Here is a 19,283-nt window from a genome sequence, read left to right on the forward strand (position 1 = left end):
TCGACGTCATGTACGGCTGGATCTGGCGGCATCTGCCGGGCAACGCGTGGGTGCGTGCGCTGCTCTCGATCGTGCTGGTCCTCGCGGTCGTCTACGTCCTCTTCCAGTACGTGTTCCCCTGGGCGGAGCCTCTGCTTCCGTTCAACGATGTGACGGTGGACGGCCAGTGAGCGCGCGAATTCTCGTCGTCGACAACTACGACAGCTTCGTCTTCAACCTCGTTCAGTACCTCTACCAGCTCGGCGCCGAGTGCGAAGTCCTCCGCAACGACGAGGTCGAGCTGAGCCACGCCCAGGACGGCTTCGACGGCGTCCTGCTCTCCCCGGGGCCCGGCGCCCCCGAGCAGGCCGGCGTCTGCATCGACATGGTGCGGCACTGCGCGTCCACCGGCGTGCCCGTCTTCGGCGTCTGCCTCGGCATGCAGTCGATGGCCGTGGCGTACGGCGGCGTCGTCGACCGCGCGCCCGAGCTGCTGCACGGCAAGACGTCCCCCGTCACGCACGAGGGCAAGGGCGTCTTCGCCGGACTGCCCTCGCCGTTCACCGCCACCCGCTACCACTCGTTGGCCGCCGAGCCGGCCGCCCTGCCCGCCGAGCTCGAAGTCACCGCGCGGACCGAGGACGGCATCATCATGGGCCTGCGCCACCGCGAACTGCCCGTCGAGGGCGTCCAGTTCCACCCCGAGTCGGTCCTCACCGAGCACGGGCACCTGATGCTCGCCAACTGGCTGGAGCAGTGCGGCGACAAGGGAGCGGTCGGACGGTCGGCGGGGCTCGCCCCGGTGGTGGGCAAGGCCGTCGCGTGACGACGGGCTCTCCGTGGTTCCGCCCGACGAACGATCCGCAGAACGAGCCGCCGAACCACCCGACGAACACCCCGGCACCGGAGCCGATACCCGCGGCCCCGTACGCCCCGACCGATCCGTACGCCCCGGTCGATCCGTACGCCCCGGCTGACGCGTACGCCCCCGCCGCCGATCCGTACGCCCCGGCCGCGGAGCCCTACGCCCCCGCCGCGGAGCCCTACGCCTCGGCCGAGCCGTACACCTACGAGGCGCCCCCCGCCGCCCCTTACGAGGCCGCGGCCCAGGAGAGCCCCTACGCGCCCCCGTACGACCCGTACGAGACCGAGGAGCCCCCGGGGCCCTCCCCGTCCGAGACAATGGCTCTCCAGGCCGTAGAGCTGCCTTCCGGACCTGGAAGGGCCGAGCGTCGCCGCGCCGCCAAGGGCGGCCGGGGCAGGAACCGGGGCGGTGCCGGCCCCGAGACGCCCACGACCACCCCGCCGCAGGGACGTCCGCTCTCCCGCGTCGAGGCCCGCCAGGCCGCCCGCGCCGCCAAGGACAGCGTCGGCGTCGTCGCCAGCCGCGCCGTCGGCGAACTCTTCATCACCTTCGGCGTCGTGATGCTCCTCTTCGTCACCTACCAGCTGTGGTGGACGAACGTCCTCGCCGGCCAGGAGACCGACCAGGCCAAGGAACAGATCGAGGACACCTGGGCCAAGGGCGACAGCAAGCCGGACGCCTTCGAGCCCGGCGAGGGCTTCGCCATCATGTACATCCCCAAGCTGGACGTCGTCGTCCCCGTCGCCGAAGGCATCAACAAGACCAAGGTCCTCGACAAGGGCATGGTCGGCCACTACGCCGAGGGCAAGCTGAAGACGGCCATGCCCTCCGACAAGCAGGGCAACTTCGCGGTCGCCGGCCACCGCAACACCCACGGCGAGCCCTTCCGGTACATCAACCGGCTCGAGCCCGGCGACCCGATCGTCGTCGAGACCCAGGACGCCTACTACACCTACGAGATGGCGAGCATCCTGCCGCAGACCGCGCCCTCGAACATCTCCGTGATCGACCCTGTGCCGAAGGGCTCGGGCTTCACGGAACCCGGCCGGTTCATCACCCTGACCACCTGCACGCCCGAGTTCACCAGCACGTACCGGATGATCGTGTGGGGCAGGCTGGTCGAGGAACGCCCGCGCAGCAAGGGAAAGCCGAAAGCGCTCGTAGGCTGAGACCCGACACCTCCGGACGGGACGACGGGACGAACCTAGTGGCACGCGTGCGTAATCGGATCGCCGGGATCATCAGCCTCTTCGGCGAACTCCTCATCACGGCGGGCGTGGTGCTCGGCCTCTTCGTCGTCTACTCCCTGTGGTGGACCAACGTCCTCGCCGACCGCGCCGCCGACCAGGACGGCGCCCAGGTCCGCGACAACTGGGCCGACGGCCCCGGCGCGCTCGACACCAAGGACGGCATCGGCTTCCTGCACGTGCCCGCCATGGGCGACGACGACATACTGATCAAGCGGGGCACCACCAGCGCGATCCTCAACCACGGCGTCGCCGGCTACTACACGGACCCGATCAAGTCCGCCCTCCCGCAGGACGCGAAGGGCAACTTCACGCTCGCCGCCCACCGGGACGGCCACGGCGCGAAATTCCACAACATCCACAAGTTGAAGACCGGCGACGCGATCGTCTTCGAGTCCAAGGACACCTGGTACGTCTACAAGGTCTACAAGACCCTGCCGGAGACCACGAAGTACAACGTGGACGTCCTCCAGCCCGTGCCGAAGGAATCCGGCAAGACCAAGCCGGGCCGCTACATCACGCTGACCACCTGCACCCCGATGTACACCTCCGACTACCGGTACATCGTCTGGGGCGAACTGGAGCGCACGGAGAAGGTCGACCGCGACCGCACCCCGCCGGCGGAGCTGCGCTGACCCGACCCGACCCGACCCGGACGTCTGGACGTCCGGACAGGGGGAGAGCCCCGGCATCCACTGGATGCCGGGGCTCTCCCCCTGTCCGGAAGGGTTCAGGCTCAGCCGAAGAAGCCGCCGTCCCCGTCACCGTTGTTGTCGCCACCGCCGTTGCCGCCGCCGCCACCACCACCGACGGTGTAGACGCTGATCTCCTGGCCGGGGGTGACCATCGAACCCTCGCCCGGGTTCGTCCCGACGACCAGCGCGTCGTCCTTGTCGGAGCCCACCTGGGTGATCTTCAGGTTCGCGTTCAGGGCCTCGAGCTGCGCCTTGACGTCCTTGAACGGCCTGTTGGCGAGCCCCGTCGGGAGCTGGACCTGCTGCGGCTGCTGCGGGCCCTTGGAGACCTTCAGCGTGATCTGCACGTCCTTCGGCTGGTTCGACGGGCCCGCCGGGGTCTGGTCGATCACGGTGCCCGCGGGCTGCTCCGAGTCGACGTCCTCCCTGGACACCTTCGTGAAGCCGAGCTGGGTCAGCTGCTGGAGGGCCTGGTCGTAGGTCCGGCCCTTCTGGTCGGGAAGCTCGGACAGCAGCTTCTTCGCGACGGTGATGGTGATCTCGGAGTTCTTCTCCGCCTTGGTGCCGCCGACCGGGTTCGTGCGCAGGACCGTGCCCGGTTCCTCGTCCGACTCCTCCTGCTCGACCTTGACCTTGAAGCCCTTGGCCTTCAGGCTCTCCTCGGCGCGCTCCTGGGACTGCTCGATGACGTCCGGGACCTCCACGAGCGGAGCGCCCTCGGAGACGAACACCTGGACCGTGCCGTTGGTGTCCATCTTCACGTCCGCGGCCGGGTCCTGGCGGCAGATGGCGCCCTTGGGCTGGTCGCAGCGCTCGGTGCCGGCCTGCTGCAGCTTCACGCTGGCGTTGGTCGCGAGCCCGGTCGCCACTTCGACGGTCTGGCCCACCAGTCGCGGTGCGCCGACCTGCCGGGTGCCGTCCTTCTCCTCCATGAGGGAGACGCCGATGAAGATCGCGCCGACGAGCACCAGGATGCCCGCGATGACCAGCAGGATCGTCGAGGTGTTCGACTTCTTCTGGCCGCCGCGACGCCGGTCCGGACGGTCGTCGTAGCCGTAGCCGCCGTCGTCGGGGTTGATCGGGGGCAGCATCGAGGTCTGGCCGGCCGGGTCGGCCTGGCGCAGTGCCGTGGTCGGCTGGTCCTCCGGCGGGTAGCCGCCGTAGCCCCCGCCGTACGCGGGCGCCCCCATGCCCATCCCCATGCCCATCGCGGCGGCGGCCGCGACCGGCTGGCCGTCGAGGCAGGCCTCGATGTCCGCGCGCATCTCGTCGGCGGACTGGTAGCGGTAGTCGGGGTCCTTGACCAGCGCCTTGAGGACGATGGCGTCCATCTCGGGCGTGATCTCGCCGTCGAAGTTGCTCGGCGGCTGCGGCTCCTCGCGCACGTGCTGGTAGGCGACGGCGACCGGCGAGTCGCCGATGAACGGGGGCCGGACGGTGAGGAGCTCGTAGAGCAGGCAGCCCGTCGAGTACAGGTCGGAGCGGGCGTCGACCTGCTCGCCCTTGGCCTGCTCGGGGGAGAGGTACTGGGCCGTGCCGATGACCGCCGACGTCTGTGTCATGGTCATGCCCGAGTCGCCCATGGCGCGCGCGATGCCGAAGTCCATGACCTTGACCTGGCCGGTGCGCGTCAGCATGACGTTCGCCGGCTTGATGTCACGGTGCACGATGCCGGCGCGGTGCGAGTACTCCAGCGCCTGGAGGATGCCGACCGTCATCTCGAGCGTGCGCTCGGGCAGCAGCTTGCGCCCGGAGTGAAGCAGCTCACGCAGGGTCGACCCGTCGACGTACTCCATCACGATGTACGGGATGGAGACCCCGTCGACGTAGTCCTCGCCGGTGTCGTAGACCGCGACGATCGCCGGGTGGTTCAGCGAGGCGGCGGACTGTGCCTCACGGCGGAACCGGGCTTGGAAGGACGGATCGCGGGCCAGGTCGGCCCGCAGCGTCTTCACGGCGACGGTGCGGCCGAGCCGGGTGTCCTGACCGAGGTACACCTCGGCCATGCCACCACGGCCGAGCACCGAGCCCAGCTCGTACCGGCCGCCGAGGCGACGCGGCTCTTCCATAGCTAATCCAGCCCTCTCCGTCTGTCCCGACCGCACCCATGGGTGGTCCGGCGGTGTGTGCTGTTCGCGCATACGGTACCGGCCCCGGGAAGACGATCCACCCGGGGCCGGTAGCTGATACCCGACCGGTACCTGGCAGGTACGGGCCCGGTACGTCAGCCGTTGTTCTTCATGACCGCCTTCATCACGGCCTTCGCGATCGGGGCCGCGAGGCCGCCACCGCTGATGTCCTCGCGGTCGGTGCCCGCCGAGTCCTCGACGATCACGGCGACCGCGACGGGGGAGCCTTCGGCGGTCTTCGCGTACGAGATGAACCACGCGTACGGGCGCTTCGCGTTCTTGTCGCCGTGCTGGGCCGTACCCGTCTTGCCGCCGACCTTCACGCCGTCCATGTTCAGGTCGGCCTTGCCGCCGGTGCCGTTGGTGACGACGCTCTCCATCATCTGCTGGAGGAGCTGCGCGTTCTGCGCGGAGACCGGCCGGCTCATCTCCTCCGGCTCGTTCTGCTTGATGACGTCGAGGTTCGGGGCGCGCAGCTGGTCGATCATGTACGGCTTCATCAGCTTGCCGTCGTTGGCGATCGCCGCCGTGACCATCGCCATCTGGAGCGGGGTGGTCGCGGTGTTGAACTGGCCGATGGAGGAGAGCGCGTTGCCGCCGCGGTCGGCCTTCTTGTCGTAGACGGAGGCGGCGGAGCGGACCGGGGTGAACTGCTCGGCGTTGAAACCGAACTTCTCGGCCATCTCGGTCATCTTCTCGACGCCGACATCGTCGCCGAGCTTCGCGAAGACCGAGTTGCAGGAGATGTCGAGGGCGCGCTTCAGACTGGCGTTGGCGCAGCCCTTGGCGTGGTTCACCATCGGCTTGGTGGAGAGCGGGATCTTCCAGCCCTCGGGGGTGTCGGTCGCCGCGTTGATGTCGCTGACCTTGCCGTTCTCCAGGGCGGCCGCGGCGGTGACGACCTTGAAGACGGAGCCGGGCGGGTAGATCTCGCGGATCGCGCGGTTGAGCTTCGGCTTGGTCTTGTCCTTCTCCAGCGCCACCCAGGCCTTCTCGTCCTTGCCGGAGTAGCCGGCGAAGGAGGAGGGGTCGTACGAGGGGGTGGAGGCCAGCGCCAGGATCTTGCCGGTCTTCGGCTCGATGGCGACGACGGCGCCGGTGTTGTTCCCGAGTCCCTCGAAGGCGGCCTTCTGCGCGGCCCCGCTGAGGGTGGTGACGACGTCGCCGCCCTTCTTCTCCTCACCGGTGAACATGGCGAGGGTGCGGTCGAAGAACAGCCGGTCGTCGTTGCCGGTGAGGATGCCGTCCTCGATCTTCTCGATCTGGTTGGCGTCGTAGGCCTGCGAGGCGTAGCCGGTGACGGGAGCCCACATGGGGCCGTCGGTGTAGGTCCGCTTGTACTTGTAGTACGGGTCCTTGGAGTCGGCGGATCCGGTGATCGGCTTGCCGTCCACGATGATGTTGCCGCGCTTGTTGGCGTACCGCTCGATCTGCACGCGCTTGTTGCTGGAGTGGGTGTTCAGCTCGTCGGCGCGGACGTACTGGAGCCAGTTGTCCCGCAGGAGCAGGGCGAGGATGAGCAGGCCGCAGAAGATCGCGACCCGGCGCAGCGGCTTGTTCACGGACGGACCACCTGGGTCATCTCGGCATCGGGGGACGGGGCGGGCGCGGGCGCGGGACGGCGCGCCGTGTCGCTGATCCGGATCAGGATGCCGACCAGGGCCCAGTTGGCGATCACGGAGGATCCGCCGTACGCGAGGAACGGCATCGTCATACCGGTGAGCGGGATGAGGCCCATCACGCCGCCGGCGACGACGAAGATCTGGAGCGCGAAGGCGCCGGAGAGGCCCATCGCGAGCAGCTTGCCGAAGGGGTCACGAGCGGCGAGGGCGGTGCGGACGCCGCGCTCGACGATCAGCCCGTAGAGGAGCAGGAAGACCATCACACCGGTCAGCCCGAGTTCCTCGCCCACGGTGGCGAAGATGAAGTCGGAGTTGGCGGCGAATCCGATGAGGTCCGAGTTGCCCTGGCCGAGGCCGGTGCCGAGGATGCCGCCGGAGCCGAAGGACATCAGCACCTGGGTCATCTGGTCGCAGGCGTTGACCGTGTCCGCGCAGGCGAACGGGTCGGCCCAGGCGTCGACACGGGCCTGGACGTGGCCCGCGAAGGAGGCCACGCCCACCGCACCCGCGATCGACATCAGCAGACCCATGACGATCCAGCTGGTCCGCTCCGTCGCCACGTACAGCATGATCACGAACATGCCGAAGAACAGCAGCGACGTACCGAGGTCGTTCTCGAAGATCAGGATGAGGAGGCTGACCGCCCAGATCGTCAGGATCGGGCCGAGGTCACGACCGCGGGGCAGGTAGAGCCCCATGAAGCGGCGGCTGGCCAGCGCCAGGGCGTCCCGCTTCACCATGAGGTACCCGGAGAAGAACACCGCCAGCACGATCTTGGCGAACTCGCCGGGCTGGATGGAGAAGCCGGCGATGTTGATCCAGATCTTGGCACCGAAGACCGGGCTGCCGAGCCCCGGGACGAGCGGCAGCAGCAGGAGGACGAGCGCCACCACCATGGAGATGTACGTGTACCGCTGAAGGACCCGGTGGTCCTTCAGCAGCAGCAGCACGCCCACGAACATGGCGATGCCGATCGCCGAGTACATCATCTGCTTCGGGGCGTCCGGGCTGAAGCTGCCGAAGTCGTTGATCGACTTGGCGATCAGCCGAGGCGACTGGTCCAGGCGCCAGATCAGCACCAGGCCCATGCCGTTGAGCAGCGTCGCGAGGGGCAGCAGCAGCGGGTCCGAGTACGGGGCCCACTTCCGCACCACGAGGTGCGCGACGCCCGCGAGCAGGGCGAGGCCCAGCCCGTACCCGGCCATGCCGGCCGGGACCTTGCCGTCGATGGCCAGGCCCACGTTGAGGTACGCGAACACCGGGATGACGACGGCGAACGCGAGCAGCGCCAGCTCGGTGTTGCGGCGGCTCGGCGCCTCGATCGCGCCGATGGTGGTCGTGTTGGTGACAACGCTCATGGTGGTGAAAGGCCCCCTACGGGTGCTTACTGCTTGCCGCAGTTCGAGGCCAGCTTCTGCTCCTCCGCGGTGAGGGTGGGACCCGGGGACGGAGCGGCTGTGGTGGGCTTGGGGTCAGGGGTGGCGGTCTCGCCGGGCTTGGGCGTCGCCGGCGGCTTGCTCGCCTGGTCGGCGGCCTTCTCGGCTGCCGCACGGCGCTGCTCGGTCTTCTTGCAGGCCGAGGCCTGCGCCGCCAGCTCGGCGATCTTCGTCTCGGCCTTGCCGAGGCTGCCGCCCGTGATGGTGTCCTCGACCTGCTTCCGCTGGTAGGCGGGGAGGTACTTGAGTTCGATCTCGGGGTGGTCCTTCTGGACCTTCGAGAGCGAGACCCAGGCCAGGTCCTGGCTGATGCCCTGGTACAGCGCCACGTGCTGGTCCTTGGAACCGACGTAGTACTGGGTCTGCGTCCAGCGCCAGCCGCCGTAGGCGCCGCCGCCGAGGACGGCGAGGGCGAGGACGAGGAGGAAGGAGCGCTTCAGCCACTTGCGGCCGGTGCGCGGCTTCACGAAGTCGTCGTCCGTGTACGACTCGAAGGAGCCCTGCGGGGGCATGCCGCCGTAGCCGTGGCCGTCACCGCTGCCGGGCGGGCCGAAGCCGCCGGCGGGCGGCTGCTGGTGCGGGGCCGGGCGGCCGAGCCCGGAGGCGCGGCCGGCCGGGGTCTGCATCGCCCCGCCGTCGTTCAGCTGGGCCTGGTTCTCGGCGACCGCGCCCACGATGACCGGGGTGTCGCTGAGGTGGCCCGCGAGGGTGTCGCCGCCGTCGACGTCGAGGACGTCGGCGACGATCACCGTGATGTTGTCGGGGCCGCCGCCGCGCAGCGCGAGCTGGATCAGCTCCTGCACGGTCTCCTGCGGGCCCTGGTAGCTGGCGAGGGTGTCCTCGAGCGTCTGGTGCGAGACCACGCCGGACAGACCGTCGGAGCAGATCAGGTACCGGTCGCCGGAGCGGACCTCGCGGATCGAGAGGTCGGGTTCGACGTGGTCGCCGCTGCCGAGCGCGCGCATGAGGAGCGAGCGCTGCGGGTGGGTGGTGGCCTCTTCCTCGGTGATCCGGCCCTCGTCGACGAGCCGCTGGACCCAGGTGTGGTCCTGGGTGATCTGGGTGAGGACACCGTCGCGGAGCAGGTACGCGCGGGAGTCGCCGACGTGCACGAGGCCGAGGCGCTGACCGGTCCACAGCAGGGCGGTGAGCGTCGTGCCCATGCCTTCGAGCTGCGGGTCCTCCTCGACCATCATGCGCAGTTGGTCGTTGGCGCGCTGCACCGCCGTACCGAGCGAGGTGAGGATGTCGGAGCCGGGGACGTCGTCGTCCAGGGTGACGAGGGTGGAGATCACCTCCGAGGAGGCGACCTCGCCGGCGGCCTGGCCGCCCATGCCGTCGGCGATGGCGAGCAGCCGGGGACCGGCGTAGCCGGAGTCCTCGTTGCCCTCGCGGATCATGCCCTTGTGGGAGCCCGCGGCGAATCGCAGGGACAGACTCATGCGCACCTGCCCTGTCGCCGCTGCTTCGGGGTACGGCCGGTCTCGACCCACACTGCCCACCCTCCGGTCGCTCCGGTCACGCCGGTCGCCTCAGTCGCTCCGGTCGGGAGCGCGGCACGGCCTTTGGCGGGGACCGTCCCGTGTCGCTCGCTCCGCTCGCGCCTATTCATGATGTAGCACTACTTCCGCAGCTCGATGACGGTCTTGCCGATGCGGATCGGCGCGCCCAGCGGAATGGGTGTGGCGGTGGTGAGGCGGGTCCGGTCGAGATACGTGCCGTTGGTGGACCCGAGATCCTCGACGATCCACTGGCCGTCCCGGTCCGGGTAGATCCGGGCGTGCCGGCTCGACGCGTAGTCGTCGTCGAGGACGATCGTCGAGTCGTGCGCCCGGCCCAGCGTGATCGTCTGGCCCTGGAGGGCGACGGTCGTGCCGGTGAGGGTGCCCTCGGACACGACCAGCTTGGTCGGGGCGCCGCGGCGCTGGCGCCCACCGCCCGCGCTCTGCTGGCCGCGCTGCTGCGGAGGCGCGGCGGCCTGCCGCGCCTGCTGTTGCTGCGGTCGCGCCTCTTGGCGCCGTGAACCGCGCTGGGTCACCCGCGTACCGAAGAGGTCGCTGCGGATGACCTGGACGGCCACGATGACGAACAGCCACAGAACGGCCAGGAAACCCAACCGCATGACCGTCAGGGTCAGCTCTGACATTGCCCCCGCTTCACCCTTCGGCTTGCCGGTAAACGATGGTGGTGCTGCCCACGACGATCCGCGAGCCGTCGCGGAGCGTAGCGCGGGTGGTGTGCTGCCCGTCCACCACGATGCCGTTGGTGGATCCCAGATCCTGGATCGTCGAGGGCGTTCCGGTCCGGATCTCGCAGTGCCGGCGGGAGACGCCGGGATCGTCGATCCTCACGTCCGCGTCGGTGCTGCGGCCGAGGACCAGGGTCGGGCGGGAGATCTGGTGGCGGTTGCCGTTGATCTCGATCCAGCGGCGCACCGCGGTGCCCGCTCCGCCTTGCGTACCCGGGCCGGGCATGGCTCCGGGACCGCTCGCGGGGCGACCCGCGGCGGCGGCCGGCCGGTGGCCGGGGGCGCCGGGAGGCGGGGCGGCGGGCATGGGCGGGGCGCCGGCCGGGGGGTACCCGTAGCCGCCGCGGCCCTGCGCCTGGCCCTGCTGCTGGTGGTGCTGCGGTCCGCCCGCGGGCGGCTGCGGCTGTGACGTACTCGACGCCAGCGTGCGGCTGCGTACGCGGTACAGGCCGGTGTCGAGGTCCTCCGCCTTCTCCAGGTTGACCTTGATCGGCCCCATGAAGGTGTACCGCTGCTGCTTCGCGTAGTCCCTGACCAGGCCGGCGAGCTCGTCGCCGAGCTGGCCCGAGTAGGGGCTGAGGCGCTCGTAGTCGGGCGTGCTCAGTTCCACGATGAAGTCGTTGGGGACGACGGTCCGCTCGCGGTTCCAGATCTGCGCGTTGTTGTCGCACTCGCGCTGGAGCGCGCCGGCGATCTCGACCGGCTGGACCTCGGACTTGAAGACCTTGGCGAAGGTGCCGTTGACCAGACCTTCGAGACGCTGCTCGAAACGCTTCATGACTCCCATGGGGCACCTCCTCGGTCGTTGTCGTCCTGGTACTGCTTACTGATCGTATCCACGCGTCGGGAAATCGGCTGGTTCCCCTTCCCTGCCCTGTGGACGAGTGTCACACCTCTCACAGGCTTTCCCCACGGATCGTAGAGGCGGCCTGTGGACAGTGTCCCGCACCCGGCTGTGCGAGCGGGGGCGCGGTCCCGGGCCGGCGGGCGGTCCGTCCCCTTCCTCCCCCTTCTCCTCCCCCTCCGCCTCCCCTTCTTCCTCCGGCTCCCCGCCGTCTCCCCCTGCGGTCCCGCTCCTCCGTCCCCACCCGCTCCTCCCCTCCTGCCCGTTTCCGTCCTTCCGTCCCTCCCTCACCTTGGTCTGCCCGAGCGGAGCCGAAACAACGGATGTGAATCCACGGTCTGCGACGTGCTAATCTTCTGATGTCGCCAGGCGCTCGCACCGCAAGTGAGAGAGCCCGGAGCACACCCAATGCGCGGGTGGCGGAATAGGCAGACGCGCTGGATTCAGGTTCCAGTGCCCGAAAGGGCGTGGGGGTTCAACTCCCCCCTCGCGCACCAGGCAGTACCGAAACGGTCGGCATCGTGATCACGATGCCGACCGTTTCGCATTCCCGGCCGGCGTACGACGACGCATACCTGGAGCAGCAGCGATGAGCGTGTGGATACGGCAGTTCTTCCCCGTGCCGCAGCCCGACCGGCGGCTGATCTGCTTTCCGCACGCGGGAGGCTCCGCGAGCGCCTACCGGGCGATGGCGGAGTCGCTCGCGGACAGCCGGACGGACGTCCTGATCGTGCAGTACCCCGGTCGGCAGGACCGCCTCGCGGAGCCGGCGGCCGAGGGCCTGGGGGAACTGATCGACGAGCTGTGGAGCGAACTGCTCCCGGTCCTTGCGGACGGCAGGCCGTTCGGGCTTTTCGGGCACAGCATGGGGGCGCTCCTCGCCTTCGAGGCGGCGCGTCGGCTGGAGCGTGCGGAGCGCGTACCGGCGGCGCTGTTCGTCTCGGCCTGCCGGGGGCCCTCGTCCACCGGCATCGGCTCGCGGGCGCGCACCCTGGCCGAAGCGAGTGACGAAACCCTCGTGGACGAGCTCCGGCTGCTCGGCGGTTCCGTCGACGAACTGCTGGCCCACCCGGGCCTCCTGGAGATCGCGCTGCCCGCGATCCGTTCCGACTTCAGGATGCTCGGCCGGTACGCGTACCAGCCCGGTGCTCCGCTCGCCTGCCCACTGATCAGCCTCGTCGGGGACGAGGACCCGCGGGTGCCGGTCGAGGAGATGGAGAGCTGGCGGAGCGAGACGAGCGGGCCCTACGCGGCGCACGTCCTCTTGGGCGGCGGCCACTTCTACCTCGACGACCACCTGCCCGCGGTCCGCGACATCGTGGGCGCCGCACCGTGGCGGTGACCGGGCCCACACCGCGGGCCGCCGCATCGACGGGAGGCGTTCCCGCGGTCGATGTAGACCTGTGGTCGATCGGGGTGCGCGGCATCACGGAGAACGCCCTCGACCTCTCCGAACTCGACGCCGAGGAGCTCGGACGGTTCGAGGGCCTGCGCCGCGCGCAGGACCGGGTGCTCTTCGGAACCGCCCACGTCGCGCTGCGCCGGCTGCTTGCGGCGCGCCTGGGCATGGCGCCCGCCGAGGTCGGCTATCTCCGCGAACCGTGCCCCTGCTGCGGGGCGCCCCACGGCCGGCCGGCCTTGCTCGGGAGGACCGGCGCACCGCACTTCTCCCTCTCGCACGGTGGGGACATGGTGCTGATCGGGATGGCGTCCCGGCCGGTCGGCGTGGACGTCGAGGCCGTTCCGACCGCCGCCGACGTACGCGACCTCATATCGGCCCTCCATCCGCTGGAGCGCGGGGAGATCGCCGACGACGCGTTCTCACCGGAGACGTTCGCCCGGATCTGGACCCGCAAGGAGGCCTATCTCAAGGGACTCGGCACGGGCCTGGGGCGGGCGCTGGACGCCGACTATCTCGGCGAGACCGGCCGGGTGCCTTCCCCCCGGGGATGGTGCGTCTCGAACGTCCCCGTGGACGGGCTGCATGCCGCGGCGGTCGCGGTGGAGGGGCCGGAGATGACACTGCGCGTGACGTCGCTGCCGGACCGCTTCGTCTGCTCGCCGTCCACGTCCTCGTCCGCCGCTCCTTCCCTCTCCCCCCGAGACGTTTCCTGACCTCGGCGACGTGACGCCGGCAGGTGCGGACCTGCCCATCCGGTGGCGATCGACCGGTCGGTGGGCAACCCGCCCCTCCTGCGACGACTTTCGTCGTCGCAGGGTGAGACGAAAGAGGGAAGCCCGGGGGCCGGCGCGCGGCCTACGGTGCGAGCGTGGACGTCATGTCGAAGTCGGGGGCCCGGAACCGGGGTCAGAGCACGGGCCGTGGCCAGGCTCAGGATCAGGGTCAGGGCCTGAGTAGGAACCAGGGTCTGGGCCGGTACGGGATCGGGGCGGTGCTCGCGGCCGCGTGGGCCTGGTTCGTGGTGCCGGGGCAGTGGTCGGCGCGCAGGACCACCGGAGAGGTGGCACTCGCCGCGGTCGTCGCGCTGCTCGGCGCCGGGACCGAGGACCTGCTGGGCGCCGAGGGCTGGCAGCGGCCCGCCGGAGTCGCCGCGGCCTCCGCCGCACTGTCACTGGTGCGGCGCAGACTTCCCGCGAGCGTGCTCGTCCTCACCGCGGGGCTCGCGCCCTTCGTGCCGGGCCTCGGGCCGCTGCTGCTCGTGGTCGGCTGGTCCTCCGGCCGGTACATCGCGGGCGCCGGGCACGCCCTCGCCGCGTTCATCGCCGCCTTCGTCGTGAACGTCGGGGGCAGTCTCGTCGAGACCTGGGACCGGCAGCGGCTGCTCGCCATGGCGCTCATGGCGACCCTCTACTACCTGGGCACCACCCTGGCCCCCGGGCTCGCCCACCGCTACTGGGCCCAGCGGCGGACCCTGCTGCACGCGCTGCAGGAGCGCAACGCCCAGTTGCTGCGGGAGCGGACGATGGTGGCCTGGCAGGCGCGGCTGCGGGAGCGGCAGCGGATCGCCCAGGACATGCACGACAGCCTCGGCCACCAACTGGCCCTGATCGCCGTGCACACGGGGGCCCTGGAAGTGGACCGGGACCTGGGCGAGCGGCAGCGCGAGGTGGTCGGCGTGCTGCGGAACGCGTCGGTGACGGCGATGCACGAGCTGCGGGAGGTCGTCGGGATACTCCGCGACGGCGTCGAGGCCGTCGACGGGACCGCGGCGGCCCCCGGTCGGGCCGGGGACGAGACGGGGAGGGCGGCCCGGGGGATCGCGGGCATCGCAGGGCTCGTGGAGGCGGCCCGGGCGGCCGGCACGTCGGTCGCGCTGCGACGAGCGGGGGACGAGCGGGCACTGGAACCGGCGGCCGACCACGCGGCGTACCGGATCGTGCAGGAGGCGCTCACGAACGCCTACAAGTACGCGCCGGGGGCCCCGATCGTCGTCGAGCTGCGGTACGAGCCGGACACCTTCGTGGTCGAGGTGCTCAACGAGCAGCCGGCGGGCGGGCCTTCGAAGGACGTGGTGAGCGGCGGGCAGGGCCTCACCGGACTCGCCGAGCGGGCCCGGCTCGTGGGCGGCATGTGCCACGCGGGCCCGGCCGACGGCGGCGGGTTCCGGGTGGCCGGGATGCTGCCGTACGGGGCGGCGCCCGTCGCGAAGGCGGCACCTTTGGTCGACGCGGCCGACGACTTCCGGCAGCAGACCACGAAGCCGCTGGCGGGCGATGGTCGTCCGGTCGTGGTCGGACCGGCCGACTGGACGTTCACGGAGCGGGAGCTTGCGATGGCGGTACGCGGGGGCAGGAGCAGAAGCACGGGCGGTTCGATCGCACTGGGCTGCGGGATCGCGTTCGCGGCCCTCGTGCTCCTCGTGGTGGCGGCGGGCTTCGGTCTCTACTTCCTGATGGGTTCGGTGCAGAAGGGGATGATCGACCCGGAGCAGTACGACGCGATCGTGGTGGGGGAGCCCGAGCAGAAGGTCCGTGAGCAGCTCCCGTCGGGGGACACGATCGCCACCGCCGGCCTGAACGGCAAGGGCCCCGCGATACCGGAAGGCGCCGACTGCCTGGTGCTGATGTCCTCGGAGGTGGGCGACAGCTTCGACACGGAGCCGGTTTTCCGGTTCTGCTTCAAGGACGGCAAGCTGATCGAGAAGAAGTCGTACGAGGTCGAGGCGCGGTAGCGCCGCACCGGCCCGTACCGAAGCCGTGGGGGAGCAGCTGTGGCAGGCCAGCCCATCAGGGTCGTGATCGCCGACGACGAGCCTCTGATCAGGGCCGGGATTCGGATGATCCTCATCTCGGACCCGGAGATCGAGGTCGTCGGTGAGGCCGCCGACGGCCGGGCGGCGGTGGAGGCGGCGCGGGCGCACGCCGCGGACGTGGTGCTGCTCGACATCCAGATGCCGGTGCTCGACGGCCTTTCGGCGCTGCCGGAGTTCCGCCGGGCGGTGCCGGAGGCCCGGGTGATCGTCCTGACGACCTTCGGGGAGCGGGAGAACGTGCTGCGGGCGCTGGAGCACGGCAGTGCAGGCTTCCTCCTGAAGGACACGGCGCCCGCGGAGCTGATCCGGGCGGTCAGGGCGGCCGCGGCGGGCGACGCGTATCTGTCGCCGGCGGCGACCAGGCACGTGGTGGAGCGGCTCGCCGGGGGCCGGGAGGCCGCCCGTGCCGAGGAGGCCCGGGGGCGGGTCGCGGCGCTGAGCGAGAAGGAGCGCGAGGTGCTGGCGCTCCTCGGGGAGGGCCTCTCCAACGCGGACGCGGGGAGACGGCTGCACATGAGCGAGGCCACGGTGAAGACGTACGTGAGCCGGATCCTCGCCAAGCTGGACTGCGAGAACCGGGTGCAGGCGGCGCTGCTGGCACGGGACGCGGGCCTCTAGGGCGCGCGCCCACGAGCTTGCCGCGGCGCTTGCCCGGGCCCGCCCCTACCGGTGCTGGTCCGGGAGGCCGCTCGTGCCCGCCGCGTTGTAGCGGAGCAGATAGGCGGCGAAGCCGGCCAGGTCGTCGGCGGACCAGTCCTTGAGGCGCTCCTGATAGGCCGCGAGCCGGCTCGTCTGCGCCGCGGCCAGGACCTTGGCGCCTGCCTCGGTGGGATGCAGGACCTGGACGCGATGGTCGTCGGGCGCGGGGCGCCGCTCGACGAAGCCGAGCTTCTCCAGGCCCGCTAGCTGGCGGCTGACCGTCGACTTGTCCAGCAGGTAGTGGGCCGCGAGATCGGTCGCGCGGCAGCCGCGCTGCTCCTCGATATGGGCGAGGAGGGTGTACGAGACGAGCGGCAGTTCGGGGTGGACCCGGGCCGCCGCGGCGCGGGCCCGGCGGGCGAAGGCCGTCAGTTCGCGCTGGATGACGTCCACCGACGCCTCGCGTGGTGGCTGCTGTGCGTCGGCGCCGGTCATGGGGGCTCCCTCGTCGTTCTGGGGCGGCTCGCCCGTCACACACTTTCGGTTGTATAGTACAACGGTTCTTTAGTTGTAAAAGCCAACCATGGAGGTTCCGGTGACCACAGGACCGAACACCGACGGGGCGGCGTTGCGGCATGTCCTCGGACATCTGCTCACCCCGCTGCTGATGTGCGTCGGCATGGGACTCGCCTACCTCGGCGCCTTCCACGCCCCCGAAGCCCACGATCTGCGCGTCGACGTCGTCGGCTCCGGACCCACCGCCCAGGTCCTCGCCCAGACCCTCCACGACAAGGGCGACGGCGCCCTCGACGTCCGTACCGTCGCCGACCGGGCCGCGGCGATCACCGCCCTGCGCGAGCAGGACAGCTACGGCGCCTACGTCCCCGGCGAGAAGCCCGAGCTGCTCGTCGCCTCGGCCTCCTCCGACACCAGCGCCATGGCCGTCGAGAAGGTGTTCACCAAGGTCGCTGCCGCTCAGGACGCCCCGCTCAAGGTCACCGACGTGGCCCCCGTCGCCTCCGGCGACCCCACAGGGCAGGGCGTCTTCTTCCTGCTCGTCGCCCTCAGCATCGGCGCGTACGCCTCGGTCGCCGTCATCGGCGGAGCCGGCTCCGTCCTCCCCCTGCGGATCAGGGCCCTCCTCGCCGCCGGGATGTCGCTCGTCGTCAGCCTCATCGGCACCCTCTTCGCCGGACCGCTCTTCCACCTGGTCGATCAGGGCCTCGGGGGCGTCTGGGCACTGTCCTGGCTCTACACGGCCGGAATCCTGCTCGTCGGCGTCGGCCTCCACACCTTCCTGCGCCGCTGGACCACGCTCGGCGTGATGGTGCTCTTCGTCATGCTCAACTTCACCAGCTCGGGCGGCATCTACCGGCCCGAACTCCAGCCCGGCTTCTTCGGCGCGCTCCACGCCTTCTGGAACGGCGCGGGCTTTGTCGAGGGCGTCCGCGCCCACGTGTACTTCGACGGGCACGCGCTCGGCGGACACGTTCTCGTCCTCGTCCTCTGGCTCCTCGCCGGAATCGCCCTCGTCGTCGCCGCCGGGCTCACCGAGGCCCGCCGGAGGACTGCGAACACCCGGCCCGACCCGGCGGCGACCCCCACCGCGACCGAGAAGGAAGCAGAGAAGGAAGCAGAGGAGGAGATCGAGGAGGCGGTCGCGGTCTGAGGTTGTCCACAGGTGCTGTCCACAGGGGGAGACGGCCCCTCGGACCCGACGGTACGGTCAGGGTCGGATGATGTTGGACATCGCATCGGGGGAGGGCAAGGCATGGACGACACCCAGGCCGTGGTGCCAGGACAGCGCGACAGGGACGCGGCACCGGCCGACGTACGCGTGCCGCACGTGCCGGGGTTCGCGCACCGCGCCGTCACCGGCGCCGGGACCTCACCCAAGGAATGGGCCAAGGAACTCCGCGAGCGGGTCCCGCGCTCCGCACACCGCCGGCCGGCCCTCGCCGCCGACCGCCCGGACGCCGTCCGAGCCGTCGAGGAGTCGAGCCGCGACCGCGTCCCCGAGCTCACGCCGATGCGCGTCGGCAGGATGGCTGCCAGCCCGTTCGCCTTCCTCCGCGGATCCGCCGGACTCATGGCCCACGACCTCGCCGACACCCCCGTCACCGGCATAGCCGCCCAACTCTGCGGCGACGCGCACGCCGCCAACTTCGGGCTCTACGGCGACGCCCGCGGCCGGCTCGTCATGGACCTCAACGACTTCGACGAGACCATCGTCGGCCCCTGGGAATGGGACCTCAAGCGCCTCGCCACCTCCCTGGTGCTCGCCGGCCGGGAAGTCGGCGCGAGCGAGGAGGAATGCCGGGCCGCCGCCTTCGACACCGTCGGCGCCTACCGGCGCACCATGCGGCTCCTCGCCCGGCTGCCCGCCCTCGACGCCTGGAACGCGATCGCCGACGAGGAACTCGTCTCGCACACCGACGCCCGCGACCTCCTCGGCACCCTGGAACGGGTCTCCGCCAAGGCACGCAACAACACCAGCGCCAGATTCGCCGCCAGGTCGACCGAAGCCCTGACCGACGCCGACGGCGGCGGCCGCAGATTCACCGCCGCACCGCCGGTCCTGCGCAGAATCCCGGACGCCGAGGCCGCCGCGGTCGCCTCCTCCCTCGGCCCCTACCTGGAAACCGTGTCCGAAGACCGGCTGCCGCTGCTCGCGCGGTACGCCGTCCACGACGTGGCCTTCCGGGTCGTCGGCACCGGCAGCGTCGGCACCCGTTCCTACGTCGTCCTGCTCCTCGACCACCGGGGCGAGCCGCTGGTCCTCCAGGTGAAGGAGGCCCGGCCGTCCGCCCTGCTGCCCCACCTGCCGGCCGCGGGCTTCGCCGTGCCCGACCCCGGCCACGAGGGACGGCGCGTCGTGCTCGGACAGAAGAGGATGCAGGTCGTCAGTGACATCCTGCTCGGCTGGACCACGGTCGAGGGGCGCCCCTTCCAGGTGCGCCAGTTCCGCAACCGCAAGGGCAGCGTCGACCCCGCCGCGCTCACCACCGACCAGGTCGACGACTACGGCCGGATGACCGGCGCCCTGCTCGCCCGCGCCCACGCCCACAGCGCCGACCCGCGCCTCATAGCCGGGTACTGCGGGAAGAACGAGGAGTTCGACGACGCCGTCGCCACCTTCGCCGTCTCCTACGCGGACCGCACCACCGCCGACCACGCCGACCTGCTCACGGCCGTCCGCACCGGCCGCATAGCGGCGGAACTGGGCGTCTGACACGCCGGCGGCACCAGGGGGCCCGGCCGGCGGCCGCACCGCGCTCTGACGACCGCTGCGAGAACGGGGCGCCCGGAGGCAAGGGCATGAGAGGAGAAGGGCGGGAGGGGGAGGGGGAGGGGGAGGGGGAGGG

17 protein-coding genes and 1 tRNA gene are annotated in these 19,283 nt (G+C 70.8%); 11 read left to right on the forward strand and 7 right to left on the reverse strand.

Annotated features, from left to right (window positions below; genetic code table 11):
- Positions 1–8 precede the first annotated feature (8 nt).
- The 4 genes from IO20_RS39530 to IO20_RS0108855 are packed head-to-tail and all read left to right on the forward strand — an operon-like array spanning position 9 to position 2,726.
- The gene (locus IO20_RS39530; protein WP_017240377.1) at positions 9–170 is read left to right on the forward strand and encodes a hypothetical protein; all 162 of its coding nucleotides are present in this window, start codon (positions 9–11) and stop codon (positions 168–170) included.
- Positions 167–805, forward strand: a complete 639-nt coding sequence (locus IO20_RS0108845; protein WP_030549810.1) for an aminodeoxychorismate/anthranilate synthase component II — start codon at positions 167–169, stop codon at positions 803–805. The genes IO20_RS39530 and IO20_RS0108845 overlap by 4 nt, the downstream gene beginning before the upstream one ends.
- A complete protein-coding gene (locus IO20_RS0108850; protein ID WP_030549811.1) occupies positions 802–2,013 on the forward strand; it encodes a class E sortase in 1,212 nt (403 codons plus the stop codon). The genes IO20_RS0108845 and IO20_RS0108850 overlap by 4 nt, the downstream gene beginning before the upstream one ends.
- A gap of 38 nt (positions 2,014–2,051) precedes the next feature.
- Entirely contained in the window at positions 2,052–2,726 is a 675-nt protein-coding gene (locus IO20_RS0108855) for a class E sortase (protein ID WP_030549812.1), read from the forward strand.
- Between the two features lie 101 nt (positions 2,727–2,827).
- On the opposite strand, the gene pknB is transcribed toward IO20_RS0108855, so the two are convergent.
- The 6 genes from pknB to IO20_RS0108885 all read right to left on the reverse strand — a co-directional run bounded on the left by pknB (position 2,828) and on the right by IO20_RS0108885 (position 11,008).
- Positions 2,828–4,855, reverse strand: coding sequence for a Stk1 family PASTA domain-containing Ser/Thr kinase (gene pknB, locus IO20_RS0108860; RefSeq protein ID WP_030549813.1), 2,028 nt, complete (start codon positions 4,853–4,855; stop codon positions 2,828–2,830).
- Between the two features lie 155 nt (positions 4,856–5,010).
- Positions 5,011–6,477, reverse strand: a complete 1,467-nt coding sequence (locus IO20_RS0108865) for a peptidoglycan D,D-transpeptidase FtsI family protein (RefSeq protein ID WP_030549814.1) — start codon at positions 6,475–6,477, stop codon at positions 5,011–5,013.
- Positions 6,474–7,895: an FtsW/RodA/SpoVE family cell cycle protein gene (locus IO20_RS0108870; RefSeq protein ID WP_030549815.1), complete on the reverse strand. Its 1,422-nt coding sequence runs from the start codon at positions 7,893–7,895 to the stop codon at positions 6,474–6,476. The genes IO20_RS0108865 and IO20_RS0108870 overlap by 4 nt, the downstream gene beginning before the upstream one ends.
- Positions 7,896–7,921: 26 nt before the next feature.
- Positions 7,922–9,415 carry a Stp1/IreP family PP2C-type Ser/Thr phosphatase gene (locus IO20_RS0108875; RefSeq protein ID WP_030549816.1) on the reverse strand — a complete coding sequence of 498 codons (1,494 nt, stop codon included), beginning with the start codon at positions 9,413–9,415 and terminating at the stop codon, positions 7,922–7,924.
- A gap of 179 nt (positions 9,416–9,594) precedes the next feature.
- Positions 9,595–10,119 (reverse strand): FHA domain-containing protein FhaB/FipA, encoded by a 525-nt coding sequence (locus IO20_RS0108880; protein WP_030549817.1) that lies wholly within the window; start codon positions 10,117–10,119, stop codon positions 9,595–9,597.
- 10 nt (positions 10,120–10,129) lie between these two features.
- Entirely contained in the window at positions 10,130–11,008 is an 879-nt protein-coding gene (locus IO20_RS0108885) for an FHA domain-containing protein (RefSeq protein WP_030549818.1), read from the reverse strand.
- A gap of 467 nt (positions 11,009–11,475) precedes the next feature.
- On the opposite strand from IO20_RS0108885, the gene IO20_RS0108890 reads away from it, so the two are divergent.
- The 5 genes from IO20_RS0108890 to IO20_RS0108910 all read left to right on the forward strand — a co-directional run bounded on the left by IO20_RS0108890 (position 11,476) and on the right by IO20_RS0108910 (position 15,897).
- A tRNA-Leu gene (locus tag IO20_RS0108890) sits at positions 11,476–11,562 on the forward strand.
- A 92-nt stretch (positions 11,563–11,654) separates the two neighbouring features.
- Entirely contained in the window at positions 11,655–12,407 is a 753-nt protein-coding gene (locus IO20_RS0108895) for a thioesterase II family protein (RefSeq protein ID WP_037634923.1), read from the forward strand.
- Positions 12,408–12,481: 74 nt separating this feature from the next.
- Complete coding sequence (locus IO20_RS36320) at positions 12,482–13,180, forward strand: 4'-phosphopantetheinyl transferase family protein (protein WP_051874451.1); 699 nt, start codon at positions 12,482–12,484, stop codon at positions 13,178–13,180.
- A gap of 278 nt (positions 13,181–13,458) precedes the next feature.
- The gene (locus IO20_RS0108905; RefSeq protein ID WP_030549821.1) at positions 13,459–15,198 is read left to right on the forward strand and encodes a sensor histidine kinase; all 1,740 of its coding nucleotides are present in this window, start codon (positions 13,459–13,461) and stop codon (positions 15,196–15,198) included.
- A gap of 39 nt (positions 15,199–15,237) precedes the next feature.
- Positions 15,238–15,897, forward strand: coding sequence for a response regulator (locus IO20_RS0108910; protein WP_030549822.1), 660 nt, complete (start codon positions 15,238–15,240; stop codon positions 15,895–15,897).
- Positions 15,898–15,942: 45 nt separating this feature from the next.
- Here the strand turns inward: IO20_RS0108910 and IO20_RS0108915 are convergent, their stop codons facing one another.
- Positions 15,943–16,413, reverse strand: a complete 471-nt coding sequence (locus IO20_RS0108915) for a MarR family winged helix-turn-helix transcriptional regulator (protein WP_030549823.1) — start codon at positions 16,411–16,413, stop codon at positions 15,943–15,945.
- Positions 16,414–16,501: 88 nt separating this feature from the next.
- Between IO20_RS0108915 and IO20_RS0108920 the strand changes: the two genes are divergently transcribed.
- Positions 16,502–17,587, forward strand: coding sequence for an ABC-2 transporter permease (locus tag IO20_RS0108920; protein WP_030549824.1), 1,086 nt, complete (start codon positions 16,502–16,504; stop codon positions 17,585–17,587).
- A gap of 102 nt (positions 17,588–17,689) precedes the next feature.
- Positions 17,690–19,150: a DUF2252 domain-containing protein gene (locus IO20_RS0108925; protein ID WP_030549825.1), complete on the forward strand. Its 1,461-nt coding sequence runs from the start codon at positions 17,690–17,692 to the stop codon at positions 19,148–19,150.
- The last annotated feature ends 133 nt before the right edge of the window (positions 19,151–19,283 follow it).

Origin of the sequence: Streptomyces exfoliatus, assembly GCF_000725545.1 — a bacterium.
Lineage (GTDB): Bacteria > Actinomycetota > Actinomycetes > Streptomycetales > Streptomycetaceae > Streptomyces > Streptomyces exfoliatus.